Origin of the sequence: Sorangium sp. So ce176 (genome assembly GCF_051519835.1) — a bacterium.
In the GTDB taxonomy this organism is placed as follows: Bacteria; Myxococcota_A; Polyangia; order Polyangiales; family Polyangiaceae; genus Sorangium; species Sorangium cellulosum_G.
Genome location: NZ_CP150371.1, coordinates 1,051,550 through 1,077,498 on the forward strand (window position 1 = coordinate 1,051,550; position 25,949 = coordinate 1,077,498).

18 protein-coding genes and 2 pseudogenes are annotated in these 25,949 nt (G+C 71.7%); 9 read left to right on the top strand and 11 right to left on the bottom strand.

What is annotated here, in order from left to right; translation table 11 throughout:
* Positions 1-321 precede the first annotated feature (321 nt).
* Positions 322-1,203: pseudogene (locus tag WMF42_RS03935) on the top strand (PA4780 family RIO1-like protein kinase); the annotation flags it as partial.
* A gap of 934 nt (positions 1,204-2,137) precedes the next feature.
* On the opposite strand, the gene WMF42_RS03940 reads toward WMF42_RS03935, so the two are convergent.
* From WMF42_RS03940 to WMF42_RS03955, 4 genes are all read right to left on the bottom strand, one after another.
* Positions 2,138-5,161 (bottom strand): hybrid sensor histidine kinase/response regulator, encoded by a 3,024-nt coding sequence (locus WMF42_RS03940; protein WP_437690259.1) that lies wholly within the window; start codon positions 5,159-5,161, stop codon positions 2,138-2,140.
* Between the two features lie 850 nt (positions 5,162-6,011).
* Positions 6,012-8,681: a hypothetical protein gene (locus tag WMF42_RS03945; protein WP_437690261.1), complete on the bottom strand. Its 2,670-nt coding sequence runs from the start codon at positions 8,679-8,681 to the stop codon at positions 6,012-6,014.
* 180 nt (positions 8,682-8,861) lie between these two features.
* Positions 8,862-10,100 carry a GAF domain-containing sensor histidine kinase gene (locus WMF42_RS03950; RefSeq protein WP_437690263.1) on the bottom strand — a complete coding sequence of 413 codons (1,239 nt, stop codon included), beginning with the start codon at positions 10,098-10,100 and terminating at the stop codon, positions 8,862-8,864.
* A gap of 231 nt (positions 10,101-10,331) precedes the next feature.
* Positions 10,332-10,745, bottom strand: a complete 414-nt coding sequence (locus WMF42_RS03955; RefSeq protein ID WP_061610664.1) for a winged helix-turn-helix transcriptional regulator — start codon at positions 10,743-10,745, stop codon at positions 10,332-10,334.
* 187 nt (positions 10,746-10,932) lie between these two features.
* On the opposite strand from WMF42_RS03955, the gene gstA reads away from it, so the two are divergent.
* Positions 10,933-11,553 (top strand): glutathione transferase GstA, encoded by a 621-nt coding sequence (gstA, locus tag WMF42_RS03960; RefSeq protein WP_061610665.1) that lies wholly within the window; start codon positions 10,933-10,935, stop codon positions 11,551-11,553.
* 166 nt (positions 11,554-11,719) lie between these two features.
* On the opposite strand, the gene WMF42_RS03965 is transcribed toward gstA, so the two are convergent.
* Positions 11,720-12,577, bottom strand: a complete 858-nt coding sequence (locus tag WMF42_RS03965) for a LysR family transcriptional regulator (RefSeq protein WP_437690266.1) — start codon at positions 12,575-12,577, stop codon at positions 11,720-11,722.
* 73 nt (positions 12,578-12,650) lie between these two features.
* On the opposite strand from WMF42_RS03965, the gene WMF42_RS03970 reads away from it, so the two are divergent.
* Complete coding sequence (locus WMF42_RS03970) at positions 12,651-13,112, top strand: DUF6326 family protein (protein WP_199693938.1); 462 nt, start codon at positions 12,651-12,653, stop codon at positions 13,110-13,112.
* A 748-nt stretch (positions 13,113-13,860) separates the two neighbouring features.
* A pseudogene (locus WMF42_RS03975) lies at positions 13,861-16,002 on the top strand (right-handed parallel beta-helix repeat-containing protein); the annotation flags it as partial.
* Between the two features lie 245 nt (positions 16,003-16,247).
* Here WMF42_RS03975 and WMF42_RS03980 read toward each other — a convergent pair.
* A complete protein-coding gene (locus WMF42_RS03980; RefSeq protein ID WP_437690268.1) occupies positions 16,248-17,561 on the bottom strand; it encodes an extracellular catalytic domain type 1 short-chain-length polyhydroxyalkanoate depolymerase in 1,314 nt (437 codons plus the stop codon).
* A gap of 265 nt (positions 17,562-17,826) precedes the next feature.
* Here WMF42_RS03980 and WMF42_RS03985 point away from each other — a divergent pair, with 265 nt between their 5' ends.
* From WMF42_RS03985 to WMF42_RS04005, 5 genes are all read left to right on the top strand, one after another.
* Positions 17,827-18,066: a hypothetical protein gene (locus WMF42_RS03985; protein ID WP_437690270.1), complete on the top strand. Its 240-nt coding sequence runs from the start codon at positions 17,827-17,829 to the stop codon at positions 18,064-18,066.
* Positions 18,067-18,127: 61 nt separating this feature from the next.
* The gene (locus tag WMF42_RS03990; protein ID WP_437690272.1) at positions 18,128-18,511 is read left to right on the top strand and encodes a hypothetical protein; all 384 of its coding nucleotides are present in this window, start codon (positions 18,128-18,130) and stop codon (positions 18,509-18,511) included.
* A 72-nt stretch (positions 18,512-18,583) separates the two neighbouring features.
* On the top strand, positions 18,584-19,621 hold the full coding sequence (locus WMF42_RS03995; protein ID WP_437690274.1) for an aldo/keto reductase: 1,038 nt from the start codon (positions 18,584-18,586) through the stop codon (positions 19,619-19,621).
* 74 nt (positions 19,622-19,695) lie between these two features.
* Positions 19,696-20,103 (top strand): bifunctional diaminohydroxyphosphoribosylaminopyrimidine deaminase/5-amino-6-(5-phosphoribosylamino)uracil reductase RibD, encoded by a 408-nt coding sequence (locus tag WMF42_RS04000; protein ID WP_434048838.1) that lies wholly within the window; start codon positions 19,696-19,698, stop codon positions 20,101-20,103.
* Between the two features lie 353 nt (positions 20,104-20,456).
* Positions 20,457-21,761, top strand: coding sequence for an aminotransferase class V-fold PLP-dependent enzyme (locus tag WMF42_RS04005; RefSeq protein WP_437690276.1), 1,305 nt, complete (start codon positions 20,457-20,459; stop codon positions 21,759-21,761).
* Positions 21,762-22,124: 363 nt separating this feature from the next.
* On the opposite strand, the gene WMF42_RS04010 is transcribed toward WMF42_RS04005, so the two are convergent.
* The 5 genes from WMF42_RS04010 to WMF42_RS04030 all read right to left on the bottom strand — a co-directional run bounded on the left by WMF42_RS04010 (position 22,125) and on the right by WMF42_RS04030 (position 25,927).
* Positions 22,125-23,051, bottom strand: a complete 927-nt coding sequence (locus tag WMF42_RS04010) for a hypothetical protein (protein WP_437690278.1) — start codon at positions 23,049-23,051, stop codon at positions 22,125-22,127.
* Between the two features lie 111 nt (positions 23,052-23,162).
* Positions 23,163-24,005, bottom strand: coding sequence for a hypothetical protein (locus tag WMF42_RS04015; RefSeq protein WP_437690280.1), 843 nt, complete (start codon positions 24,003-24,005; stop codon positions 23,163-23,165).
* A complete protein-coding gene (locus tag WMF42_RS04020) occupies positions 24,002-24,574 on the bottom strand; it encodes an RNA polymerase sigma factor (RefSeq protein WP_437690282.1) in 573 nt (190 codons plus the stop codon). Before WMF42_RS04020 ends, WMF42_RS04015 begins: the two co-directional genes overlap by 4 nt.
* Before the next feature lie 97 nt (positions 24,575-24,671).
* The gene (locus WMF42_RS04025) at positions 24,672-25,664 is read right to left on the bottom strand and encodes a hypothetical protein (RefSeq protein WP_437690284.1); all 993 of its coding nucleotides are present in this window, start codon (positions 25,662-25,664) and stop codon (positions 24,672-24,674) included.
* A 113-nt stretch (positions 25,665-25,777) separates the two neighbouring features.
* The gene (locus WMF42_RS04030; protein ID WP_437690286.1) at positions 25,778-25,927 is read right to left on the bottom strand and encodes a hypothetical protein; all 150 of its coding nucleotides are present in this window, start codon (positions 25,925-25,927) and stop codon (positions 25,778-25,780) included.
* Positions 25,928-25,949 lie beyond the last annotated feature (22 nt).

Below are 25,949 nucleotides of genomic sequence, written 5' to 3' on the forward strand. Positions count from 1 at the left end.
CAAGCCCCTATGTCTGGTATACGCTTGCAGCGGGAAGGGGAAAACGTGGCCTTCCCCCGCGCGCTCCGCGTGAGCTCCCCCGCGCGAGCCGCGGCGCGCAAATGCGGCGCGGGCGAACCACCGCCGCGGCGCTCGGATCGCGGGCGGCTGCATGGCGGACTCGATGAGGGTGAGCGTGCGGACAGCGGACGGTCGACGCGCCGCGGCGGCCAGCGCGCGACGCAGCCGCCGGAGCGTCCGATACGGTTGCAGCGCACCATCTTTTGCGGCAAGAGGACGCCGGGAGATTTTTCCTCCCACGAAACGAAAACCCACGAGAACATGCAAATTCCGAGCAACCTCGCGTCGCTGGTCGACGAAGGGCTCATCGACGAGGTTGTGCGGCCTCTGATGAGCGGAAAGGAAGCGGTTGTCTTCCTCGTCCGGTCGGGCGGCGAGCTGCGCGTCGCGAAGGTCTACAAGGACGCGCAGAACCGCAGCTTCAAGAACCGCGCGGCGTACACCGAGGGCCGCAAGGTGCGCAACAGCCGCGACCAGCGCGCGATGGACAAACGCTCGCGCCACGGCCGGGCTCAGGACGAAGCCGCCTGGCGCTCGACCGAGGTCGACATGATCTACCGCCTGCGCGGCGCAGGCGTCCGCGTGCCGACGCCGTACCAGGCGATCGACGGCGTGCTCGTGATGGAGCTGGTCGTCGACGCCGACGGCAGCCCCGCGCCTCGCCTCGCCGAGACGAGCCTCGACCGAGATCAGGCCACGTGGGTCTACCATCGCCTGATCGGCGAGGTCGTGCGGATGTTGTGCGCCGGCGTCGTGCACGGCGATCTGTCGGACTTCAACGTGCTCATGAGCGCCGACGGGCCGGTGATCATCGACTTCCCCCAATCGGTGGACGCCGCGAGGAACCAGAACGCCAGGAAGCTCCTGCTCCGTGACGTCGACAATCTCCATCGCTTCCTCGCGCGCTTCGTGCCCGAGCAACGGCGACCCGCCTATGGCGAGGAGATGTGGGAGCTCTACGCCAGCAGCGCGCTCACCCCGGAGACCCGATTGACCGGCCGCCATCGGGTCTCCGAGCGAAGGGTGGATACCCGCGCCGTGCTCGACCTCATCGGCGACGCGAACCACGACGAGCGCAAGCGCCGCGAGCGTCAGGGCATCAGCATGCGGGGAGCGCCGAAGACGGCCCAACCGCCCGCGCCCGAGGGGCGAACGACCGAGGGGCGAACGACCGATCCGCGGGACCGGCCGCGTCAGGCGGAGAGGCCGGCTGCGCATGCCGGGAACGGGGGCGGGCCAAGGCCGCAGCAACACGGAGCAGGGCAAAGGCCGCAGAACGCCGGGCCTGACCGGAGGCAGCAGCACGCGGGCAACGCGCCTGCCCGGAGGCCCCCGCAGCACCCCTCGGGACAACCGCCGGTGCAGTACGAGGCGAGCCAGCGACCCCAGCAGCATGGGCCAGACCATCGGCCGGCCCAGCATGCGACGGCGCAACGGCCCGCGCAGCACCAGGCCGCGCACAGGCCGCAGCACCACCACGAGGCGGCGCACAGGCCGCAGCACCAGGCGGCGCACAGGCCGCAGCACCACCACGAGGCGCCGCACAGGCCGCAGCACCACCACGAGGCGTCGCACAGGCCGCAGCACCACCACGAGGCGTCGCACAGCAGGCCGCAGCACCACCACGAGGCGTCGCATACGCCTGAACAGCACCAGGCGACGCAGGGGCCGCCGCAGCAAGGGGAGCCGCAGGCGGCGTCGCGGCCACGCCGCCGCGTCGTCATCTCGGTGAGCACCAGCGATCGGCGTTCGGGCACGCGCCGGAACCCCTGATAGGCCCCGCGTGGGGTCGCCCGCGGCGGGGCCGCGCGTCACCGCGTCTCAGGTGGACTCGGCCCTGCCTCGCCGTGCTCGGCGGCATGCAGCAGCGGTGGCTTCAGCCGCGAACGGCATCCCGGACCGCGTTACGCGCTGGGCCGCCAGTTGCCGTGGGACCCGAATGGCACGCGGTGCGGCAAGCGGGCGACAGCGACGGGCCAGCGGGAAGGTCCAGGCATCGAGCACCAGCAGGTCGCTGCGCTTCTCCTGTTCACGCCAGGCCACGGCGAGCAGCCAGCCGTCTCGTGCTCTTCCATGGCTAGGGCGGCCCCCCGTTGCCTGCCTGCGGCCGCGCCTTTCTCGCGCCGCGCGCTGCCAGTACCTCGATGGCCGCCATGAGCTCCGTCGGCTGGATCGGCTTCGCAAGGTGCGTCTGGAAGCCGGCGAGCAGCGCTCTGGTTCGGTCCTCGTTTCCGGCGTAGGCGGTGAGCGCCAGCGCCGGCACGTCCCCGCCGCGCTCCTGCGGCAGCGACCGGATCCGGCGGATGAGCTCGTAGCCATCCATCCCGCGCATCCCGATATCGCTCACGAGCACGTCCGGCCTCTCCAGCTCGAGCAGCCTCAGCGCCTCTTCCCCTGATCCTGCGAGCCTGACGCGCGCCTTGCCTTCCTCGACGAAGGCCCTGACCATGTCGCGGGTATCCGGGGCGTCGTCCACGAAGAGCACCGAGATGCCGCTCAGGTCGGAGAGCTCGCAGAGGTTGTCGCCGCTCGCCCGGGCGTCGACCTCCCGCCCGTCCGCGGCGCCCTCCGCCGGGGCGTGGGCGACGCCGAGCGGGAGCTCCACGGTGAAGGTCGTGCCCTTTCCCACGCCGGCGCTCGTCGCCCGCACGGTGCCGCCGTGGAGCTCGACAAGGTGCTTCACGATGGCGAGCCCCAGGCCCAGCCCGCCGTGCCGCCGCGTCGTCGAGGCGTCGGCCTGGCGGAAACGCTCGAAGACACAGGGGAGGAAATCGGGCTTGATGCCTTCTCCGGTGTCCGAGACGGTGATTCCGACGTGATCGCCGGCGCGGGAGACCTTCACCTGCACGCGCCCGCCCTCCGGGGTGAACTTGATGGCATTGCTCAGGAGGTTCCACACCACCTGTTGCAGCCGGCTCGGGTCGCCGCGCGTCACGCCCACGGCGGGGCTCGAGATGTTTTCGAGCTGGATCCCTTTCGCCTCCGCCGAGGGCGCGACGGACGAGACGGCCGCGCCGACCACCTCGTGCAGGTCCAGAGGCTGCACGTCCAGACGGATCTTGCCAGACGTGATGCGGCCCATGTCGAGCAGGTCCTCGATGAGCTGCGCCTGCGCGCGGGCGTTGCGGTCGATGACAGCGAGTCCCTTGCCGAGGTTCTCGTCCTCGCAGCTCACCCGACGGCGCAGGAGGTGCGCCCAGCCGAGGATGGCGGTGAGCGGGGTGCGCAGCTCGTGACTGACCGTCGAGAGGAACTCGTCCTTCAGCCGGTTCGCCCGCTCGGCCTCGCTGCGCGCGGCCTGCTCGACCTCGAGCAGGCGCGCCCGCTCCTCCTCGGCCTGCTTGCGGTCGGTGATATCGATGACCGAGCCGACATAACCGAGAAACTCGCCGCTCGGGCTGAACCGCGGGGCCGCAGCGTCGATGCACCACCGGTACTGCCCGTCACGGTGGCGGAGGCGGTAATCGAGGCGGAACGGCTCCCGCGCCGCGTTGGCGGCGCGGAAGATGCTCGCCGAGCGCTCGACGTCCTCCGGATGAAGCATGTCGAGCCAGCTGAACCCGAGGCCGGCGGCCTGGGCCTGTCCCGTGAAATCGGACCATACCTTGTTGAGGTAGGTGCAACAGGCGTCGGGCCCGGTCACCCATATCATCACGGGGGAGTTGTCGGCGATGTTGCGGAATCGCTCCTCGCTCTCTCGTATCGCGTCCGCGGCCGCTCGCTTCTCCGTGATGTCGGTGACCATGCCGATCATGGAACGAGGCTGTCCTGCCTCGTCGTGCTCGACGGTGCCGAGGTCCGTGACCCAGCGGATCTGCCCGTCGGGGCGGACGATGCGGAACTCGGTCGTAGAGCCCGCCCGCCCCTTGATGGCCGCTTCCGTCTCCGCCCGGACCCGCATCCGGTCGTCGGGGTGAATCCTCCGCTCGAACGCCTCGAGCGTCCCCTCGAACGTGCCAGGCGGGATCCCGAAGATGTCGCACACCTCGTCGGACCAGACGACGCGGCCTGTGACGAGATCCCAGTCCCACACGCCTGTCTGCCCGGCGCGCAGCGCCAGCCGCAGCCGCGCCTCGTTCTCCCGCAGCGCCGTCCCCGTCCGCTTGCTGTCGGTGACGTCCAGGTCGATGCCGCCAACGCCGATCGCTCGCCCGGCCGCGTCGCGGCGGATGTGCACAAGGTCGAGGATCCACTGCTCGCCCCGCCGGGGGTGAAGCACGCGAAACTCCTCCTGCCTGCCCTCGGCCCGCGATTCCAGCGCGCCCCGGACGGTCTCGCTGTTGCGTCTCTCGTCGGCGACGACAGCCAGCACCAGCGTGGTCAGGGTGGTAGCGCCGATGAACTCCTGGAGCAGCGCGAACTGCAGCGCCTCAGGGGGGCCGAACGGCCCGTGCCCGTGGGTCGTGGCGTGGATCGCGACGGCCGCGACGGGGAGCATCGCCGCTGTCGCGCCTCGAACGCCCCACGTCAATGCGGCCCAGGTCAGGGCGGGAAACGTCAGCCATGGGCGGACCATGCCGGAGGATTCAGGCCCGAAGCTCAGCCTGGCCAGGGCCCAGGCAGCCGCCATGCACAGCGCGAGGTGCAGCCACCGCCCCCTGTCCCGGCCGACCGGCTCGCCACGCGCCCAGCTCAGCACGAGGGGCGCCGCCACGATCACCCCCGTCACGTCGCCGGCCCACCAGTCGAGCCATGTCACGAGAGCCTGCATGAAGCCCTTGTCGAACGCGCCGGCCAGCGCGAAGGCCGCTGTCGTGGCGGAGACGGCCGAGCTGCCCAGGGCGGCGGCGCTGACGACGAGCACGTCGGTCAGGCGCGTGAGCGCCGGCCGCAGGCGAGCGCGACGCAGCGCCCACGCGCCGCCCAGAGCTGCCAGCGTGTTCCCGGAAGCAAGGGCGGCCTTGACCCACAGCGGGAGAGAGGGCGCTTCCACGAGGAACGCGGCCATCGTCCCGGCGAACACCGCCGGCCACAGCCTCGTGCCCCCGAGGAGGAGCCCGGCGAGCGCGACCCCCGCGGCGGGAAACACAGGGGAGGCGGCGCCGCGGACCGTCGCCCACCCGAGACCCAGCACGGCCAGGAGGAAATAGCTCGTAAACAACGCGGCGGCAGGGCCAAGGGAACGTGGCCAGTCAGCGTTTTCGCCTGTCTTCACGGCGCATCTCCTTCTGCCTTCGCGCGACGCGCGGGTCGTGACGGCCGGCTATTGCCCCGTTGGCGGTTTCAGCCTCTCGCGGATCACCTCGCCCGCAGGGCCGCCGATGCTGGAGCAGACCTCCTCGGCGATGCGTCTCCGAGGCGCCAGAGCGAATTGGATGGTGAGGGGGCATTTTACGGACAAAACGTCGCTCATGACCCGCGCGCGAGCTTTCTCTTACGCCTGAAGGAGGAGCCGTCCAGGCTCCCAGCCGCCGCGCTGGCGAGCGCGTCACGCGGCGGCAGCGCGGCGGCGACGCGGGCCGCGGCGGCGGCGGGCGGCTGCCGCCGGCCGGGCTGTCCCTTCGGACAATCCCCGCGAGCGCCTCCGCGGAAGGGACAAGGGTCTCTCCAGACAACACCTGCCGGACCTGTTCTTCGAGAAGACGCCATCCGGAACGATCGCGTGATGGTCTTGTTTCAAATCGAGGCCACTCCGGAGGCGCGTACACTGGAGCGGTGACCGCTGAGCCCAACGGGATACGCTTGCCCGCTAAAATTACCAGGGTCTTCCGGGTGGCACGACCACGTCGTTGTTGTGCGATGATGTCAACCGAACGTTGGGGCGAGCGGGCACTTGCCTTTGCAAAGGCGTTTGGACCCCTGCCCACCGAGAGCTGCGCCAGGAAGGGCATCGGTGTGGGCGTGGGGACCGGCCCAGCGGGGGACGGCGCCAGCACCCCCTGCGTGTCGATCGCCACGGTCCGATGCCCCCGCTTTGCGCCCGGCGTCCCCATCGTGCTCCCGACCCCTCTCTACCGCAGGGTAGCCCAGCCGGCGGCGCGGCGGGAGCCCGCGTGCCAGCGCGCTGCCCGGCGCGATCGCGGCCGCGCGGCGGCCGCCGCCAGGCAGAGCGCGAGCCCCGCGATCGCGGCCACCGGGCTGTCTCCCGCCGCCGCGCCGGCCACCCGGCACCCGCACCCCTCGTCGTGCGCAGCAGCGTCCCCGCCGCCGCCTTCGCCTTCACCACCGCCCGGGCCGTCGCCGCCAGCGCCGCCAGCGCCGCCGTCGGGCGCCACCTCATCGCTGAGGACGTAAGCCGCGACGCGATGACCTCTCGTGTCTCCCCAGATGATCTCGTAGGCGTCATGGGCGACGAGCGTTCGCCCGGCCCCGTTCGAGGCGACCTGCAGCTTCTCCTCCACCACCGACGGCGTGTCGGTCACCGCGAACGGCGCCGAGACCTCTCCTGTCGTCGAGAGCCGCACGGCGAAGACGTCGCACGCTTCCAGCTCCCCCACCTTCCTGTACCGCTGCTCGATCCAGGCCACGACGAACCGCTCCCCGTCGAACGCGACCGCCGGCTCGTGCACCACCGCATCGCCGTCGGTCGTCGGGATATCGGCCTGCGCGAGGAGCTCCCCGTCCGGCGCGACGAGCGCGGCGTGGACCGCCGAGTCCGCGCGCGGTCCGCCCCACACGATCAGGAACCGGCCGCCGCCCTGCGCGACGCGAGGCCGCGTGTTCGGCCCGGCGTTGAAGGAGGGCAATGCACGCAGCCGGGCGGCCGTGTACCCGCGCAGAGAGCGCGCCTCGAGCTCCCCGCTGTTGAACGCCGTCCAGACGACCATACAGATCCCGCTGTCGCAGGCGATGTCCGGAGCAGAGGGCTCCTGCTCCACGTCGAGCTCGATCGGTCCTGTCACCCTGCCGTCGGCGCGGATCCGCCCGATCTGCACGCCGCCGGCGTCGGAGGGCCCGCGGAAGCGGCTCGCCATCACGAAATCGTTGCCGTCCAAGGCGAGGCGCGGAGATTCCGGCGTCGTTTCGTTCCACGCGGAGAGGTCGAGCGCGCGGGCCTGACCCGTGGGGTCGAGGAGCGCCCCTTCGAGCGTCTGGTCCTGAATGTGCACGACGGCGTGCTGGGCGCCGTCGAACGCGACCGCCGGCTCCCCAATGTTGTTCGCGGTCGCGAGCACCGAGGGCGCGCCCTGGACCACGCCCTCAGGGGCGGTCCAGGCGACGCGGAGCTCCCTTCCCCGCTCTCCGTCCGTGCGCTCTTCGCTCCACGCCGCGAGGAAGCCGTCGCCGGAGGGGGCCGCGGCGACGCCGCGCTGATCGCTCGGCACATCCGAGAGCAGGACGTTGCCTTCGAGGCGCGCGCCCCCGGGCGACAGGCGCGCAGCATGGATGTCCGGGTTCCTCTGCGAGGAGGCGCTCTGCGCGTCGGCCCACGCGACGAGGTAGGCCGCGCCGTCGAAGGCCGCCGCGACCTCCGCGTCGGGCTCCGGGGTCGTCGACAGGAGCGTCAGCGCGGCGTCGGGCAGCCCTGTATCGCCGTCCACGCGCATCGCCGACGCCCGGTGCTCCCCCACGCCCGTGGCGTCGTCGTGGTGCGAGTACCCCACGACCACGAGGTAGCCGGAGCTGTCCGCCGCGATGGCGAACGGCCCACGCCAGCTCTTGCCCTGCACGAGGGAAGTCCCGGCGGCGTCGAGCACCGTACCCTCCGACGTCACGCGCGCCGCGACGACGCCCGGGGTGCCTTCGCTGGCATCGAGCCACGCGACGAGGCACTCGCCGGGGCGGCACGCGACCGCCGGGCGATCGCGGGGGGAGGTCGAGGTGGACGAGGAGGAGAGGGAGATGGTGAAGCTCTCGGGATCGAGGGCCACGCCCGTCGGCGTCACGCGCGCGCCGCGGACGTGGTCGCTTTCCGTTCCACGGGGGCCGCTCCAGGCGACGAGGTAGTTGGTCCCGTCGTACGCGACGGCCGGCGGTCCCCCGCCGTGCGTGGTCCCCGCGACGTCGATCGGGGCCTCGTCGAGGAGCGCGCCGTCTCCGCCGACGCGCCGGGCCCGCCGGTCGTTCGGCGTGTTCCACACGACGAGGAACGTGGCGCCGTCGGAGGCCACGGCGGCGCCGTCGAGCCGGTGTTCCTCGGCGACGAGGAGGGGCTCCGCGTCGAGCGCGGCGCCGTCGTGGTCGAGCCGCAAGGCCAGCAAGCGCTTGTCGCCGCCGCCGGCGGCCTCGGCCCAGATCACGAGGTACCCAGGGCCGCCGGCCGCGATGGCAGGCCTGGCCTGGGGCCCGGACCGCGGCGTCACCTCGAACGTCCATGGGTCGACCAGCGCACCGTCGAGGATGCGGCGCCCGAGCACGTTCCCGGGGAAGCCGCTCGTCTCTTCCCAGAGCGCGAGGCACCCGCCCGCGCCGCACGCCGCCGCCGGCGCGGTCTGGACGCCGGGCGCGGCGACAGGCGCCGGCTGCCCGAGCTGGAGCTCGTCCGAGACCTCGGTCGCGGCGGCCGAGCGCGGAGCCAGGATCAGGCCCAGGAGGAGCAGCGCGCCCGCGGCGCAGCGCCTCGCGGCGTCCTGCGCTGCGCCGCGCCGCGGGCGGCGCTCGGTCAGGCCAGCCCGCGTCCACCGCGGGGCCGCGCGCGTGCGCGACGACAGCGCATGTCGAACAAGGAGGGTATTCAGCATGGGTCTCCGTGCAGGGGGCGCAAGCGCGCTGCGCCGGTCGTGGAGCCCATCTTCTCATCGAGCGGCGGGCGGACGCCGCAGCGGAGCAGGATTTCACGGCTGCCCGGACCCGGGACGCCGCCCTCGGCGGCCTGCCCGCGGAGCGCCTCCGGCGTCGCGCCGGTTCTCGGTGGACGGCCTTCACTCTCTATCCAGCGTGATCGCGGGCGGTCCCGCGCAGGGCAGCTCGACGGTGAACGTCGATCCCGCGCCCGGCGTGCTGTCGACACGAACCGCGCCGCCGAGCGCCTCCACGATCCGTCGAACGATGTAGAGGCCGAGCCCGAATCCTCCGTAGTTGCGCGTCGACACGGCGCGCTCGAAGCGCTCGAACACGCAGGCGACGCGCGCGGGCGGGATGCCGATGCCGCGGTCCTCCACCGTGAGCTGTGCCACGCCGTTCCGCCGTGCAACGCTGATCGAGACGGGCTCGCCGGCGCCGAACTTGAAGGCATTGTCGAGAAGGTTCGCTATCACCTGCTCCAGCCTGAATCGATCCCACGTCCCGACGACGGGCGCCTCGGCGTGCACGTGGAGCGGCGAGCGGGATTGCGCCATGCGCTCGCGGAACGGCTCGACGGCCTCGCGCACGACAGCGGCGAGGTCGACCTGCTCGAGGTGGAGAGGGATCCGACCGGCATGGGCATGGATCCGGGAGACGTCGAGCAGCTCGTCGATCAGGCGCTGGAGCCGATCGATCTGCCGCTCCGTGGTCCACAAGGCGCGCGTGATCTGCTCCACGGTCGCGGGCTCGCGCTTCCGTCGCAAGAGCCCCTGAATGGCCAACCTCATCGCGGCGATCGGGGTCCTCAGCTCGTGGGAGGCGACGGTGATGAACTCCTCGCGCACGCGCATCCCCTCCTGGGCGTCGCGGTAGAGACGGGCGTTGTCGACAGCCATCGCGGCTCGACGCGCCAGCTCCTCGGCAACGGCCAGCTCCGAAGGCCCGTACGAGCGTGTCGGGTCCGCGGTGCCCATGGTGACGGCCCCCAGCGTCCTTCCCCGAGCGATCAGCGGCACGGCCATGGCGCTGTGCGCCCCGATCTCGCGGAGAAGCCGGGCGCGCTCGTCGTCTCGGCGATGAAATTGCACGACGGCCTCCGTGAGCCCCGGCAGCACGACAGGCACGCCGGAGGTGAGCACGCCGGTCGACAGCTGGGGTGAGGTCCAGTCAGGCGGATCCCGCTCGTGCAGCGCGCGGAGCGCCATCTCCTTTGCAGGATCGGCGTGCTTCTCGGCCACGCGCCGGATCTGTCCGTCCTCCTCGATCACGTCGATGAAGCACCACGCGGCGAGCGTGGGAACGACGAGCGACGCGAGGCTCCGCAGGGTCGTCGGGTAGTCGAGCGACGCGGCGAGCTCGCGCTCGCGGCCATACAAGCGCTTTGGCAGCGGGAGCTCCTTGCCCAGGTCGAGCCGGCCCAGCTCGAGCGGTCCTGCCGTTCATCGTGTGCCTGGAGATCACAAAATACCGGCAGCGGTGAATCTCGGAAGATGTCCCGGAGCTCCAGACCATCACGCTGGCCCCACGGTGGTTTAGGGCGCCGCTCTCGCGATGGCGAGCGCCCGTCCGGCGCCGGCCGAGCGGGTGCGAGGGGCCCGGCCCCGCTCTCAGTCGGCGTGGCTCCGCGCCGGGGCGGCCGCGCGCCTGCGCGAGCGCGCCCCGGGCCCTGGCAAGGTGTGAGGCTCCCGGATGTTGAGCTTTCTGCCGACCTCGACGATGGCACGGAGCGCGGGCACCAGCTCTTGGCCGAGCGGGGTGAGCTCGTACTCGACCGAGGGCGGCGAGGTGGGCATGACGCGGCGGCTGACCATGCCCCTGGCCTCGAGCTCGCGCAGGCGCGCGCTCAGCACCCGCGCCGAGATCGGCGGGATGTCGACGCGCAGCTCGCCGAACCGGCGCGGCTGCCCGCTGAGCGACCAGATGACGTTCGGCGCCCAGGCCCCGCGCAAGAGCGCCATGCACAGCGTCAGCGGGCAGAGGGGCGGCGGGGGGACGCGATTCTTTCGTACCGGCAGTGCCATGGGTAACCCCGAAGATACCCCTTTTTCAGGGATCCGGCACCTGGCCAGTATCCAGGAGTAACTTCGCGCGCTAGCTTGCCGGTCTCGATGGCGCCGGCCCATCGCCGCCCCGAACGCCCGGGGGCGCGTCGCCGGGGCGGGTTCGTTCGGGTTCTCACCAGCACAACATCATTCGAGGGATGCTTCTATGAAATTGTATTTCTCTCCAGGTGCCTGTTCTCTGTCTCCGCACATCGTCGCCCGCGAGGTCGGCATCGAGCTGACGCTCGACAAGGTCGACCTCGCGTCCAAGAAGACGTCGTCGGGCCGCGATTTCTCGGCCATCAACGCGAAGGGGTACGTCCCCGCGCTCGAGCTCGACGGCGGCGAGGTCTTGACCGAGGGGCCGGCCATCGTTCAGTACCTGGCCGACCAGAAGCCCGAAGCGAAGCTCGTGCCGCCGCCGGGCACGATGGCTCGCTACCGCGTGCAAGAGATGCTCGGGTACATCAACGCTGAGCTGCACAAGTCCTACAGCCCGCTCTTCAACCCGAAGACCTCGCCCGAGCAGCGGCAAGAGCGCGAAGAGTACCTGCGCAAGCGCTACGGCGTGATCGAGGCGGCGCTCGCGAAGGGGCCCTACCTGTTCGGCGAGCAGTTCACCGTGGTCGACGCCTACCTTTTCACGGTCACGAGCTGGTCCAATTTCGTCAAGCTCGACCTGTCGGCCTTCCCCAACTTGCTCGCGTTCCAGCGGCGGGTGGCCGCGCGCCCCGCGGTGCAGGGGGCGATGCGGGCCGAGGGGCTCCCGGTCGAGGGCGGCAAGTAAGGGGGGGCCGCGCGCGCCGCCCCCTGCGGCGGGGCGCGCCGCGGGCGCTCAGGGCGGGGCTGCCCCAAACCGCTTCACGGCTGCCCTTTTCGGACCAGGCCTCGGCCCTCGCGCGCATCCGCGGGGCGGACACGGACAGCAGCCCGAGCGGCGTGCGAGCGCGGCGTCAGACCGACAGGGCCTCGGCCATGTGATCCATGAACGCGCGGATGCGGTTCACGTTCTTCAGCTCAGGGAGCGTGAGGAGCCAGAGATCGCGGTCGTGCGCGGGGTCGATCGGGCCGATGCGCGCGAGCCGCGGGTCGCCGTCCGCCGCGATACAGGCGAGGAAGTGCGCGCCCACGCCGGCGGCGACAGCCTCGTGGATCGCCATCGAGCTGAAATCCACCCGCATCGCGATGCGCGCGTCCGGTACGTTCGCCGCCAGCCACGCGTCGAGCCAGCGCGGGTCGAGCCGCTCGTCCCAGTGGATCCAGGGGAAGTCGGAGTAGCTCGCCTGCGGTCCCGCGCGCTCGACGAGGGCCTTGCTCGCGTACACAGCGAACTGGATGCGGCCGACCTTGCGTCCCACGAGGTGCTCCAGGGGCGAGCTCGTCATGCGCAGCACGACGTCCGCCTCGCGGCGCGGCAGGCTGACCTCGCTGTCGCCGGCGGCGACCGTCAGCTCGATGCCCGGGTAGCGCTCGGCGAACGACGAGAACGCCGGCTGGTACACGCGAAAGAGCATGTCCATCGTGGACACGCGCAGCTTTCCCTGGAGCTGCGCATCCCGGCCGAGCACGCGCGCTTCGAGCGCAAGCAACTCGGCCTCTGTCCGCTCGGCGACCTCCACCGCGTCCTGGCCCGCCGCCGTGGCCTCGTAGCCGTCGGGCATCTGCGCGAAGAGCCGGACCCCCAGGCGCTCCTCGAGGGCCCGGATGCGGCGCGCCACCGTCGTGTGGGTCGTCCGCAGCTCGACGCCGGCTCGGCTCAGCGTCCGGTGCCGCGAGAGGGCGAGCACGTGCCGCAGGTCGTCCCAGTCCACCTGTGCACTGTTGCACAGCGGATCTGCCGATTCAATCAGCAACTGAACGTGGATGAGCCGCTACGCTGGCGGCATGCCGAGCACCGAACGCACGCTCTCGACGCCGTCCGCCGCGATCTCCCCGCCGCCCCGGGACATGAAAGGCCTCCTCTCGGCGCTGTGGGTCTTCGCGATGTTCAACTACCTGTATGCCGACGTCATGGGGCTGATGGACTCCACGCTCCTGACGCAGTACCTGCGCGGCCAGGTCGACTCGCTCCGGATCACCCGCGAGCTCCTCTTCGGCGCCGCCGTGCTCATGGAGATCCCGATCGCGATGACGCTCTTGTCGCGCGTCTTGCCGCATCGGGCCAACCGGTGGGCCAACATCGTCGCCGGCATCATCAAGACCGCGGCCGTCGCGGGGACGCTCTCGATCGGCTCGGCCACAGGCTATTATCTCTTCTTCGCGACGATCGAGATCGCGTGCACGACGCTCATCGTGGTCCTGGCCTGGCGGTGGGCGCCTCCGGCCGCTCGGGAGGCCAGGACGTAGAATGCGCCTTCTACCGCCCGGGCGTCGGTTGTCGGGGCGCCTCGGCCGGCCGCCGCTGCGCATCCCGCCGGATCGAGGACATCCGCGCGCCCGTCCATTTCGGTTGACGCCAGTCATGTGAACGTTCACATTTGCGCCAGGTATTCTCTGGCGTTGCCCTGGACAGGTGCGTCATGCGCGCCGGGGCTCTCTCCTCGTGCGCGTTCACGGTGCCTGTCGGGCTGCTGGCTCCAGGTGAGGCGCATGCAGGGGAGGGGCGTGCCGGCGGACGCGCTCGGCCGGCGTCGCTGCTTCGCGATGTACCGCTGCTTCGCGAGGCGCTGGCAGGGCTCGCGGCAGCATCGCTGCGGGTCGGTTCCTCAATCCTCACCGAGTCGACGTGATCTGGAAGCGGCGCGGTGCTCCGCGCAGGCGGCTGGCTCACCTGGCGTTCGAGGCAAAAATCATGCGTGAGAGTCACGATTCAACCGTTCGTCACGTCAAGCTGCTGGTCGCCGCGTCACTCACGGCGTTCGCCGGGCTGGCTGCCTGTTCATCGGACGGGACGGGCCCCGACCTGGCCGGCGGCGACACGTCGGCCGGGGGCAGCAGCGCAACCGGCGGAGCCGACGCCGCTGCAGGAGCCGGAGGAGCGGCAGCGGACGGGGGAAGCGACGGCGCCGGCGCGATGGCTGGTGGAGGAGCGGGCGGCGTCGGCGGTGGCGGCGGCGGCGAGGTTCCAGACGAGACAGGGACGCGGCAGGCGGCGTACTACGTGTCGCCTTCCGGTAGCGACGACAACCCGGGCACGGCCAGCGCGCCGTTCAAGACGGTCACCAGGGCGCGCGACGTCGTCCGCACCGTCAACGCCGACATGACCGGCGACATCTACATTTACCTCCGGGCTGGCACGTACAGCCTCACCGACGCCATCACCTTCGCGCCGTCGGACTCGGGCACGAATGGCCATCGCATCTACTATCAGGCTTACCCCGGGGAAAAGCCCGTCTTGAGCGGCGCGACGAAGGTGACCGGATGGACGCCAGACGCGGGCAATATCTACAAGGCCAGGCTGGACCGAACGACGAAGCTGCGCAACCTGTACGTGAACGACGCTCGTGCCCTGATGACGAGCAAGCGGGTCACGTCGCGCGGCGGGGTCGGGACGTACAGCGTGACGGCCGGGCAGCAAAGCTGGGCCTGGGCGAGCGGCCGCGGCAGCGACGGCGCCAAGTACGACCTCGACGCGGTGCCCGCCATCGCCAGCAACAAGGACGACCTCGAGATCGTGAACGGCACCACCTGGAACGAGAACATCGTCTGCGTCCGCGATGTCACCACAACGCCGGACAACTTCCGCGCGCTGCTCTTTCAACAGCCCTACGGCGCCATTGCGCAGACCCCCGGTTGGAACTCGGGCTTCAGCGTCTCTGGCACCCACACGATCTACAACGCGCGCGAGTTCTTGAGCTCACCTGGTCAGTTCTATTTCGACAAGGCGACGGGCACCCTCTACTACTACCCGCGGCAGGGCGAAGACATCGATCAGGCCGACGTGCAGGCGCCCGTCGCAGAGAAGCTGATCGACATCGCCGGCGCCTCCACGGCCAGCCGCGTCGAGAACCTCACGTTCCAGGGCATCACCTTCGCCAACACCGACTACAACCTGTACAGCGTGGGCTCGTCGCGCGGCAAAGCGACGGTGCAGGGCGCCACCATCTACGTCGCTTACGGCGACGGCAACTGGCACAACAGCAAGTACGAGATCACCGACACGCTGCCCGGGATGATCACGGTCAACAACGCCGACTCGATCGACTTCATCGGCAACGTGGTGAAGCACAGCGGCAACGAGGGCATCTCCTTCGTCAACGACGTCGTGAATTCCAGCATCGTCGGCAACTACATCACCGACATCGCCGGCAGCGGCATCACCGTCGGCCACCCGCAGCACCTGTACGTGGGCGACACAGGCCCGCACCAGAAGTTCGGCTCGGGCGTCGAAGGCATCTGCAAGAACGACACAATCAGCAACAACCTGCTGTACGACGTGAGCTCGCTGCCGGGCTTCGGTGGCCACTCGGGCATCACCGCGTTCTTCGTCGATGGCCTGAAGATCACCTACAACCAGATCCAGAAGACGGCCTACAACGGCATCAACCTGGGCTGGGGCTGGCGGAACTTCCCCGACTCGACCACGTGCAAAGACAACGCGATCAACAACAATCGATTCATCGATACGTTGAGCAGGCTGCACGACAGCGGCGCTGTCTACACGCTGGGTCAGATGCCGGGCACGACCATCAACGAGAACTACGTCAAGGGTATTCCGCCTGCGACGAGCGGCCCCACGTACGGCCTGCACAACGACGAGGGCAGCGCGTACATCACGCAGAACGACAACGTGCTCGACATCGATCCCGGCGTGAAATACACGATCAACTGCGAGGATTTCGGGGCCAAGCACCACCTCACCATCCTGAGGACGTACGCCACGGTGAACAAGATGGGCGTCAACCCGCCCGACAGCAGGATCGACCCGCCGATCGCGGTGCCGGACAACATGTGGCCGGCGGCGCAATACGAAGTCTGCCTGAGCTCCGGCGTCCAGGAGCAGCACCGGGGCATCATCCCCAGCAGCCTGCTCGCGGTTCAAGACTACGTGTTCCCGGCGAGCGCCTCGGTGGCATCCGGCACCGCGACAATCAAGATCAGGAGCGCCGGCGCGGCGGCCAACGCCGTCTGGCTCGCGCCGGCCGGCACCGGCACGTTCACGGAGGGCGCGACGATGACGAGGGCGGCGGGGGACGCCACGTCCATCGCCGTGCCGGCCAGCGTCGGGACGTACAAGCTGTATGTCGTCGATGCGCAGGGCGAGAAGCTCGGTGAATCGGCGGCGCAGCTGCGGGTGCGCTGACATGCCGCGGTGGGCGCCACAGCAGCGGCGCCCACCGCGTTCCCCCGACAGGCCGTGGCGGCGGGCGCTGGCGAGCGAGGCCGCCTCGAGCGTACGCTGAGCTCAGGCGCGCTGCGCCGGCTGCTGCAGCCACTATTCGAGCGGCAGCGCGCGGCGGCCGAGCTCGGCCCCCCGTTCCGCCAGCGTGGCGCGCGACGGCATCGAACGGCGTGGGCACGTGATCCGAGAGGGGTCCCGGTTCAGGTTGACCCCACCGCCGTCCTCCGACGACGACGACGGATCAAGGTCGAAGCTGCGGCTGCCAGCGCCACCAGGGAGGTCCCGACGGACTCGCCCGGATCGGACCTGCCGACCGCGCACGATCCGGAATCGGCGCTGCCCGCCGGGCCACCCGTCGTGACGGCGCCGCCCGCTCCGCCGCTCCCGCCGCTCCCGCCGCTCCCGCCTGCGCCTCCGCTTCCGCCTGCGGTGCCTGTCGCCCCCGTGCTCCCCGCGGCGACGCCGCCCATGCCACCCGGCCCCTGTCCGCCACCCCCACCGTCTCCGCCGGCTCCGCCTGCGCCTCCGCTTCCCCCCGCACCACCGCTGCACTGCTCTATCTCGGGGTCGACCGGCCCGGTCTTGTCGAGACCCAGAAAGGGGATGACGTACTCCGCGGGGAATAGCGCGTCGGACGGGCCGTGATCGCCGCCGATCGAGGTGAACGCGTCGAGGACCACGTAGCCGCACTCATTCGTCCAGCGCTGCCGCGTCGCATCGTGGTTGCCGAGCCGGACGCCCATGTCGGTCGACGTCGGGCTCGCGCTCACGCCCAGGACATCGGTCCATTGCTTGATGGCTTCCGTGTGGTTCGGGTACTTGATGATACTGTCGGCATCGCCGTGGAAAAGCTGCAGCCGCGGGCGATGTCCCGCGTACCCCGGGGCCAGCGTACGGGCGATGTCCCCCCACTCCTGCGCTGTGTGGGTCACCGAGCCGCCTGCGCACGCTCCGCTATACCCGCCGTTGTTGCCTGATTCGTTGGCTGCGCGGCACCCGGCCGGCATGCCCGCGAACGCGGCGCCTGCCTTGAAGACGTCCGGGTAGAGGGCAAGCAGGAGCTCGGTCATCATGCCGCCGGACGAATCTCCCGTCGCATAGACGCGATCCGCGTTGCCTCCGTACGTGTCGAGCGCGTACTTCACCATCTGCCTGATGGCGTGACTGTCGCCACCGCCTTCACGCGTGCGCGTCTTGTCCGACACGACGTCCCAGCACCGTCCGCTGCTGGGGACGACCATGATGAAGCCATGCTCGTCCGCCGCGTCGACGATGCCCCCGCCCCGCGCCTGGCCAAAGACAGCGCTGGCGGTCCCGCCGCAGTAGTGCACAAGAGCCAGAACCGGAGGATTCGGCGCCACGTGGTCCGGGACATAGACGTGCATGCTCACGTCACCTGGCAGACCGCTCGCTCCCCAGCCGTTGACCTGCTGCAACGTCGCCGCGCGCGCGGAGGGCACCGACCCCAGCATGGCTGCGAGCAAGGCGCCCCAGGCAGTCCAGTTTCGGCTCATGATGGAGTTCTCTCCTGTAGGTGAATTGGCTCTCTCGAACCAAGCAAGGCCGCGGCGTGGCAAAAAGGTGCCGAACGGGCGGATTGTGAACGTTCACATGAGCAGCGTCAATTCCAATCGACCGACCCGCTGTGTCGTCCAGTCCGAGGGAGAAGGGGCTGGCGGGGCGCCTCTGGAGCGCGGCGTCACGCGACGTGGTCCTCGCTCGATGCACGGACGAGCCACGGCGCGAAGCGCTGCCGGAGCCACCCGATGGCTGGGTAGCATGGGGGAACACCGGCGCGCGCCTGCGTCGGCGGAGGCGGCACTGGCCCGGGCGCCGGCGGGGGCAGGCGGGGCCGGCGGCGCAGGCGGGGAGACGCCCGGCGTCCCGGCCTACGGGCGCTTCGGCCAGGCCACGACAACCTTCACGCTGCCGGAGCCCGCGCCGAAGGAGGGCGAGCGCCCCGCGATCGCATATCCCGATCTGACCGAGTCCTTCCCGGAGGTCGACTGTCCACCATAACGTCCTCGGGCCGGGGGCGGTCCGGTGGCGGTCGGCGTTCGACCATTCCCAGGACGGCAACGTGCAATACGGCCAGCGCTACGGCAGATCGAGCTTCCACCACAACATCGTGATCGGGACGGGCGACCTCTTCGTCGAGCTGTTCCCGACGCGCGTGGCCGAGGACCCGCGCGCCGCCGGGGACACGATCTCGTTCACGGACAACTACTTCGCCGATACCTCGCTCTCCGGGGCGTACACGCACGCGGTGGACACGGGCGCCACGATCCGCTTCGAGCGCAACACGTTCCTGGGCTTCCACTTCAACGATGGCGAGGTGTACCCCCACACGTCCGCTGGCCGCCGCCGTAGCGCGCGAGCGCGGCGCGGGGGCGCCGCAGCGCGGCCAGCGCGGAGCCGCCTGGCCCGGGCGAGACCAGGCGCCCCCGGGGTGTGTCCGCTATGAGAGATGCTATGTCCGTTATGGTAGACGAGGGCGCCGTGCCGTGGTACCTGGCGATCAACGGACGGAACAGCAATGCACTACCGACAACTGGGTGACAGCGAGCTCCGGGTCTCGGAGCTCTGCCTTGGGACGATGACGTTCGGCGAGCAGAACACGCTCGAGGACGCCAGAGCGCAGCTCGATCGCGCGTTCGAGGCCGGGATCAACTTCGTCGACGCGGCCGAGATGTATCCAGTGCCGACCCGCGCCGAGACGCAGGGCCGCACGGAGAGCTACATCGGCGAGTGGCTGAGCCAGCGGCCGCGCGACAAGGTGGTCCTCGCGACGAAGATCGCGGGGCCGGGCCGGCCCATTCCGTGGGTCCGCGACGGCTCCCTCGCGGTCAACCGCGCGAACGTCCGGCGCGCTGTCGAGGACAGCCTGCGGCGCCTCAGGACCGATTACATCGACCTCTACCAGATCCACTGGCCCGATCGGTACGTCCCGCAGTTCGGCGCGACGGCCTACGATCCGGCGAACGAGCGGTCGAGCACGCCGATCCCGGAGCAGCTCGCGGCGTTCGCGGAGGTGATCCGCGACGGCAAGGTCCGGTATATAGGGCTCAGCAACGAGACGGCCTGGGGGGTGACGCAGTTCAGCCGCGTGGCGGAGCACCTGGGGCTGCCGAAGCCTGTGTCGATCCAGAACGCCTACAGCCTGATCAACCGCACGTTCGACTCGGCGCTCGCGGAGGCGTCGCGCCGCGAGGACGTGCCGCTCCTGGCCTACAGCCCGCTCGCCTTCGGGCTGCTCACGGGCAAGTACCTGGGCGGACCCCCGCCGGGCTCGCGGCTCGCCCTGTTCGAGACGTTCGGCCAGCGCTATAGGAAGCCCAACGTGGACGAGGCGGTGCAGGCCTACGTGAAGCTGGCGCGCGCGAACGGGCTGACCCCGGCGTCGCTCGCGCTCGCCTTCGTGCGGAGCCGCTGGTTCGTGGCGAGCACGATCATCGGGGCCACGACGCTCGATCAGCTCGAGGAGAACCTGAAGAGCGCGGGCGTGGTGCTCGGCAAGGACGTGCTCGCGGAGATCGACAAGATCCACGCCCGGTACCCGAGCCCGGCGCCGTGAGCGCGCCGGCCGCAGAGCCGCTGCCCCCGCGGGGCGCGCGGCGCTCGTTCGCCGAGGCCGAGAAGCGGCGCTTCATGGCGAGGGCGCTGGAGCTGTCGCGCGGGGCGCTCCCGCGCTGCCGACCCAACCCGCCGGTGGGCTGCGTCGTTGTGCGCGGCGCGAGCGTCGTCGCGGAGGGGTTCACGCAGGCGCCCGGCTGCCACCACGCCGAGGCGATGGCGCTGGCGAGGCTCCCCGGCGATCTCTCCGACTGCGCGGCGTTCGTGACGCTGGAGCCCTGCTCGTTCTTCGGCCGGACGCCGTCGTGCGCGCGGGCCCTGATCCAGCGGCGCATCGGCGCTGTGTTCGTGGCCGTGATCGACAGCGATCCAAGGAACCTCGGCCGCGGGGTGGCGATGCTGCGCGCCGCCGGCATCCCCGTCGAGGTAGGGACGCTCGCCGACGAGGCGGAGGCGTTCCTCGGCAGGTACCTCATCCGCTGACGCCACGGCGGCGCGCCGCGGCGGCCGGAGGAGCCCGCCCCGCGATCCGGCGAACGGCGCGCCCTCGAGCGGCGCGCCGCGCAGAGGGAGCCGTGGTGATCCGGGATTATCCTGCGCGCGCCGCGCGACGGGATTGCGCCGACACAGCGGACCGGCTGCGATCTGCCCACCATCGCGAAAATACGTTTCTTTTCGAATGCTTATGCTCGTTGGTGGCCGCCGTGCATACTCCGCGGGCTGCGCGGGGCGTGGGAGGGGGAGGCTCCCCTGCTCGCGGAGGCGCGGCGCGCGCCAGGCGGGCAATCCTGCGGTTCCGGAGGGGTTGCGCCCGGCAGGAAGGGAAGAGACGCAGAATGACGAAGCTACCCAGGCGAAGCTTGCTGGAAGGCCTGCTGGCGCTCGGCGCCGCGGGGTGCGCGGCCTCGGCGACGGCGACGGCCGCGAGCGATCGGCCGCAGGCGCGCCCGCCGACCGACGCGTGGCAGGGCGTCCGGGACGAGTTCGATGTGTCGCCGGCGTGGATCCACATGACGGGCTTCCTGCTCGCCTCGCACCCGCGGCCGGTCCGCGAGGCGATCGAGGCGCTGCGGAGGGAGCTCGACGACAACCCGGCGCACGCGCTCGAAGCGCACGAGGATCCGGCGCCGGTGCGGGAGGCGGCCGCGGCGTACATGGGCGCGGGGGCCGAGGAGATCGCGCTCACGGGCAGCACAACGATGGGGCTCGCCTCGCTGTACCTCGGGTTGCCGCTCCGGGCGGGCGACGAGGTGCTCACGACGGTGCACGATCACTACGCCACGCACGAGTCGCTCCGGTTCGCGGCGGAGCGGACGGGCGCCACGGTGCGCAAGATCGCGCTGTACGAGCGGAGCAGCGCCGCGACGGCGACGGAGATGGCGGGGGCGATCGAGGCGGCGATCACGCCGGCCACGCGGGTCGTGGCGATCACGTGGGTTCACTCGGGCTCGGGGGTGAGGACGCCTGTGCGCGCCATCGCCGAGGTCGTCGCCCGGGCGAACCAGGGGCGGGCGCCGGGGGATCGCGTCGTCTGCTGCGTGGACGGCGTGCACGGCTTCGGGGTCGAGGACGCCACGATGGCCGACCTCGGCTGCGACTTCTTCGCGGCCGGCTGTCACAAATGGATCTTCGGTCCGCGGGGCACGGGCGTGCTCTGGGGCAGGGCCGAGCTCTGGCCGATGCTGCGCCCGAGCATCCCGCACTTCGGCCAGGAGGGATACGGGGCCTGGCTCCGGGGGCAGCCGGCGCCGCCGACCACGGCGAACATGATGACTCCCGGCGGGTTCCACGCCTTCGAGCACCGCTGGGCGCTGCCCGCGGCGTTCGCGTTCCACCGGCGCATCGGCAAGGCCAGGGTCGCGGCCCGGATCCACGCGCTGAACCGGCAGTGCAAGGAGGGGCTCCGGGCGATGAGGCACGTCACGCTGCACACGCCGATCGACGACGCGATCTCCGCGGGGCTCGTCTGCTTCGAGGTCGCGGGGATGTCGACGGCGGCCGTCGTGGGGAGGCTCCGCGAGCGGAAGATCATCGCGTCGGCGGCGCCGTACGCGACGCGGTATGCCCGCGTGGCGCCGAGCCTGCTCAACTCGGAGGCGGACGTCGAGGCGGTGCTGCGCGAGGTCCGGGCGCTCGCCTGAGGGGAGGGGGGCGTTCGAGGAGCGCCCTGCGCGCGCGTACCGCGCTGGCCGTCGTTCAAGCGACCAGCACGGCGCGGAACCGCGCCTTGCCCTCGCGGGGGTCTAGAGCGACAAACGGATTGAAGAGGCGAAGAAAGAACGAGAATTTAACGCAAAGGCGCAAAGGCGCAGGGACAAGGATCTCTTTTTACGTCTTTGCGCCTTTGCGTCGTTGCGTTGATCTCCGGGCTTCCAAGCTGATCGATGCTCTAGTGTGATCCAGAACGAACAGGATGGACGGGCGGCTCTCCGTGTAGACACGCGCGCCTCGACAGGCGCGACGACGACGCCATGGCCGCTCCGGACGAGGCTCCCCCGCCAGACTCAGAACTCGCCCGAGACAGTGAGGCCCGCGGCGCCCTCGGGGCCCGACGGTGCGAGGCTCAGGCCGGCCCGGCGCAGGTCCTGCTGATAGGACTGCGCTGGATGGTCGAGCTGCAGCACGGCGAACGACCACGCGCAGGTGAGCAAGCCGGTCGTCACGCTCATCAGGCGCTGTGACTCCGGCAGGTCGGGGTCGAGCGCGGGCAAGGCAGCGGCGACCCCGCCGAGCGCGACCGGCAAGTGAATGGCCCAGCTCGGGATCGCAGGCGCGGTGCCCAGCAGATCCCGCTCGATGCCGGCGACCTGCGCGCCTGACAGCCGCGCGCGCCACGCGGGCGTCGCCACCAGGGCGTGGTCGGCGCGGAGACGGGAGACCGGCGTGTAGCTGGACAGCACCAGGTTCAGACCGGAGAGGGCGCCGGATAGGTAATATCCCGCCGAGAGGACCACCGGCGTCATCCTCGGGAGCGTGCGGCTGTCGAGGAGCGAGAACCCGAGCCAGAGGCTCCCTTGCGAGAGCAGCCCGGCCGTCGCCAGGGTGCCCCGCCGGTAGGTCTCCGGCGCAGCGAACCCGACGAGGCCTCCGGCGAGCATCGTCGCGGACCCCGACGCCCAGACGATGCGCAGCGGCGCGTCGAGGTCTCCGGCCAGGCTCACCGCCGCGAGGCTCGCCGCGCCGAGACCGCCGAAGAGGATCGGCAGCGCTTTGCCGGAGGAATGGAGCCTTGTCGCGTCGTGGAAGTGCGTCGCCAGCAGCGCGGCGCGCTCGCGCCGCTCGGCGACTTCCTCCGGACGCTCGCTCTCCTCCCATGTCGGGGCCATCGCCTCCTGCGCGGCGGCGCGCCCCGGCAGCGACAGGCACGCCGCCGCGGCTCCCACCATGACTGCCCACCGCGCGCGGCGCATGAACCATGACGACCAGACCATAGGAAGCCTCTCCGTTGAATCATCTCGTGTCGACTGCACTCGACACCTTCGACGAACCGAGCACGCCAATCCCCCTCTGGAGCGCTCTTCAAAGCACGTTCGCGCCGGTGATCACCTGTCCGTCGTCGCGCCGAGGAGCGCGCGCACGCCCGCTGCGTGCGGGCTCGTCGGGCGTGAGGCGAGGAATCGCTGGCCCAGATCGGCAGCGCGGGCCCGATCGCCGAGGCGGATCAGCGCCTCGATGCGGAGCACGGTGGCCTCCTCTCCCATCGCGCTCCGAGGGAACCTCGCGTCGTGGGCGTCGAGCGCTGCAAGGCACCCCGCCGCGTCGCCTGCGCCGAGGGCGTCCCGCGCGCGATCGATCATGGCGACCTGCTCGCCGAGCGCGTCGGCCGGCGCGACAGGCGCGGATCGCGCGCGCGACGCGGCGCCCTTCGGGCGCGGAGGGCTCGCGACGGCGGCGGGCGCCGCGCTCGGCGAGGCGCTCCCCTGGAGCGGGCCCGGCGCGCGCGTCACGGGCCCCGAGGGCGCCGGTGCGGGCATGACGGGCGGCGGCTCGTCGGCGACCGGCGGCGGCTCGTCGGCGACGGGCGGCGCGGTCACAGCCGGCGGCGCGCTCGGGGGCGCCGCGGAGGGAGGCGCCGGAGGACGGAGGAGCGCGACGCCCGCGCCGAGGAGGCCGGCGCCGATCACCGCCCCGAGGCCCCACTTCGCGAGCGTCAGCAGCTTGCCCGCGGCCGCCTTCGGCGCGGGCGCGGCGTGCGCGTCGGGCGCGGCGTGCGCGGCGTGCGCGTCGGGCGCGGCGCTCGTCCCCGCGGCGAGCCCGGCGATGGCGAGCGCGCGCGCCCGCGCCGACGAGGAAGGCGACTCGTGCTTCCACGAGCGGAGGAGCGCGCGCTCGAGCTCGGTCGTCTCCTCCTCTCCGAGCTCTTCGAGCGGCTTCGGATCGGTCATCGCTTGCCTCCCCTGTGCAGCGCCCTCGCCTGGGCGCGCTTCACGATGGCGTGAAACTCCTCGCGCGCCCGCCGGAGGCGAGACGCCACGGTGCCCCTCGCGAGCCCGAGCATCGCGGCGATCTCCTCGGTCGGGACGCCCTCGAGCTCGAAGAGGACGAAGACGACGCGGAGGTCGTCCTCCATCGCGTCGAGCACCTCGTCGAGCAGCGCGCGCGCCTGCTTCATCTCCATGAGCTGCTCCGGGTTCGGCGCGCCGTCGGCCGCGGCCGCCATCGCGTCGTCGTCGCAGCGCTCGCGCCGGCGCGCCCCGGCGCGGCGCGCGTTCGCCGCGACCCCCATCGCCGTCCCGAAGAGGAACGAGCGCTCGCGGCCGGGCGCGATCTCACCGAGCTTCTGGTGCGCGATCAGGAAGACGTGCTGCGCGGCGTCGTCAGCCGTCGCGGCGGGCACGCCGAGCCCGCGCAGCGAGCGCCAGATGAAGTCGAAACACGCGTCGACGAGCGCGCGGTAGCGCTCGGCGGAGGGCGAGGGCGCGCCGCGCTCGGCGCCCTCTGCGGGCCCGGTCACGGCCGCGTCGCGCGCCGCTTCCGCGCGGGCAGGGGGGCTGGCTCGGGTCGCGCTGATCATCGTCTACCGGCGCCATGTCCGGAGGCGGGGGCCGGGATCACGGAATCGCCCACCCGAGCCCGATCGCGGAGACGCCCTCGATCGGCGGCGGAGCGACCGCCTCGGCGCCCTCGACGAGGAGGCCGCCGCGCAGCAGCGGCATGCGGATGCCGGCCTCGGCGTCCAGCACGAGCGGGCCCCAGAGCAGCAGCCGCGCGCGCACCGGCACGGCGATCGCGAGCCACCCGCGCGCCGTGCCGCGCACGGGGGCGTCGCCCCGACGGCTCGCCGAGAGGAGGCCGCCCTCGACGCGCGCGCAGGGGGCGAGGCGCAGGGCGCCGTACGCCGCGCCGAACGGGCACGCGTCGGCGGCGACGGCCGCGAGCCGGAACGACGCCGAGCCGCCCGCCGCGGGGATGTCCGAGGACACCTCGAGGTCGGCGTGGAAGCGCAGCGGGCCGATGTCGCGGTCCGTCGCGCCGACAGGGGGCTCGGCGAAGAGGCGCGCGCCGAAGGCTCGCGGGCCGACCATCGCGCCGTAGAGGAGCTGCGCGCCGAGCGTCAGGCGCGCCGCGGCGTCCGTTGCGGGCACGGGCGGGGGCGGGGGCGCGGGCGCGGGCGGTCGCGGCAGCTCACCACCGACCGGCGCGGGCGGCGCGGCGGCGGCGCTCGCGGAGGCGGAAGCCACCGGTACGGCGGCTGTGGTGGGCGCGTCCGCGGCGTGGGCGCCGATGGCGAGCGCGGTCACCACCGCGAGCGCGGCGACGACATCGTCGCAGGTATCCCCCGAGACATCGCGGTCGGACGCCGCCCCGTCCGCCGCGCGGACGCCGAGGCGCCCGGTGAACCGGCGATCGCGCTTCTCGACGGTCACGACGTACGCGGTCGCCGCGTCCGCCGCCCCGAGGGGCCGGCGGAGGCGCGCGACGACGCGCTCACGAAAGTCCGCCTCCGTCGGGCATCCAGCCGCCGCGCGATATTCGAGCTGCAAGGGCGCAGCGGTCGGCTGCGCGCGCGCGACAGCGCCGCCGGCGAGCACCGCCGAGACCATGGCGAGGCGCGCCGCGGATCTCCCTCGAGGACCGCGTCGCGCGCGTCGGCCAGGAGGGCGCGACACAGCGGCTCCGGGACCCTGAGCCGCTTGAACGTCCGCGTGAACGCCCACTACGGAGCCTGGCGCGCGACGGCCGCCCTGACGGCGCGCTCAGGCGCCTCGCCGTCCTCGGTCGAGAGGGCGCGCACCGCGCCGTGGGCGGCCCGGGCGGCGTCGCTCGCGCCGAGGCACGGCATCTTGGGGAACGGGAGGAGATCCATTCCGGGCGACTATAACGCTGAT

Bases quoted from the DNA above. Each gene is read 5' to 3' on its own strand.
- WMF42_RS04030 (WP_437690286.1), bottom strand. From the start codon at position 25,927: ATGGATCTCCTCCCGTTCCCCAAGATGCCGTGCCTCGGCGCGAGCGAC.
- WMF42_RS03955 (WP_061610664.1), bottom strand. From the start codon at position 10,745: ATGGCACTGCCGGTACGAAAGAATCGCGTCCCCCCGCCGCCCCTCTGC.
- WMF42_RS04010 (WP_437690278.1), bottom strand. From the start codon at position 23,051: ATGGTCTGGTCGTCATGGTTCATGCGCCGCGCGCGGTGGGCAGTCATG.
- WMF42_RS03985 (WP_437690270.1), top strand. From the start codon at position 17,827: ATGGGGGAACACCGGCGCGCGCCTGCGTCGGCGGAGGCGGCACTGGCC.
- WMF42_RS03980 (WP_437690268.1), bottom strand. From the start codon at position 17,561: ATGAGCCGAAACTGGACTGCCTGGGGCGCCTTGCTCGCAGCCATGCTG.
- WMF42_RS03970 (WP_199693938.1), top strand. From the start codon at position 12,651: ATGCCGAGCACCGAACGCACGCTCTCGACGCCGTCCGCCGCGATCTCC.
- WMF42_RS03995 (WP_437690274.1), top strand. From the start codon at position 18,584: ATGCACTACCGACAACTGGGTGACAGCGAGCTCCGGGTCTCGGAGCTC.
- gstA (WP_061610665.1), top strand. From the start codon at position 10,933: ATGAAATTGTATTTCTCTCCAGGTGCCTGTTCTCTGTCTCCGCACATC.
- WMF42_RS03945 (WP_437690261.1), bottom strand. From the start codon at position 8,681: ATGCTGAATACCCTCCTTGTTCGACATGCGCTGTCGTCGCGCACGCGC.
- WMF42_RS04025 (WP_437690284.1), bottom strand. From the start codon at position 25,664: ATGGTCTCGGCGGTGCTCGCCGGCGGCGCTGTCGCGCGCGCGCAGCCG.
- WMF42_RS04005 (WP_437690276.1), top strand. From the start codon at position 20,457: ATGACGAAGCTACCCAGGCGAAGCTTGCTGGAAGGCCTGCTGGCGCTC.
- WMF42_RS04015 (WP_437690280.1), bottom strand. From the start codon at position 24,005: ATGACCGATCCGAAGCCGCTCGAAGAGCTCGGAGAGGAGGAGACGACC.
- WMF42_RS04000 (WP_434048838.1), top strand. From the start codon at position 19,696: ATGGCGAGGGCGCTGGAGCTGTCGCGCGGGGCGCTCCCGCGCTGCCGA.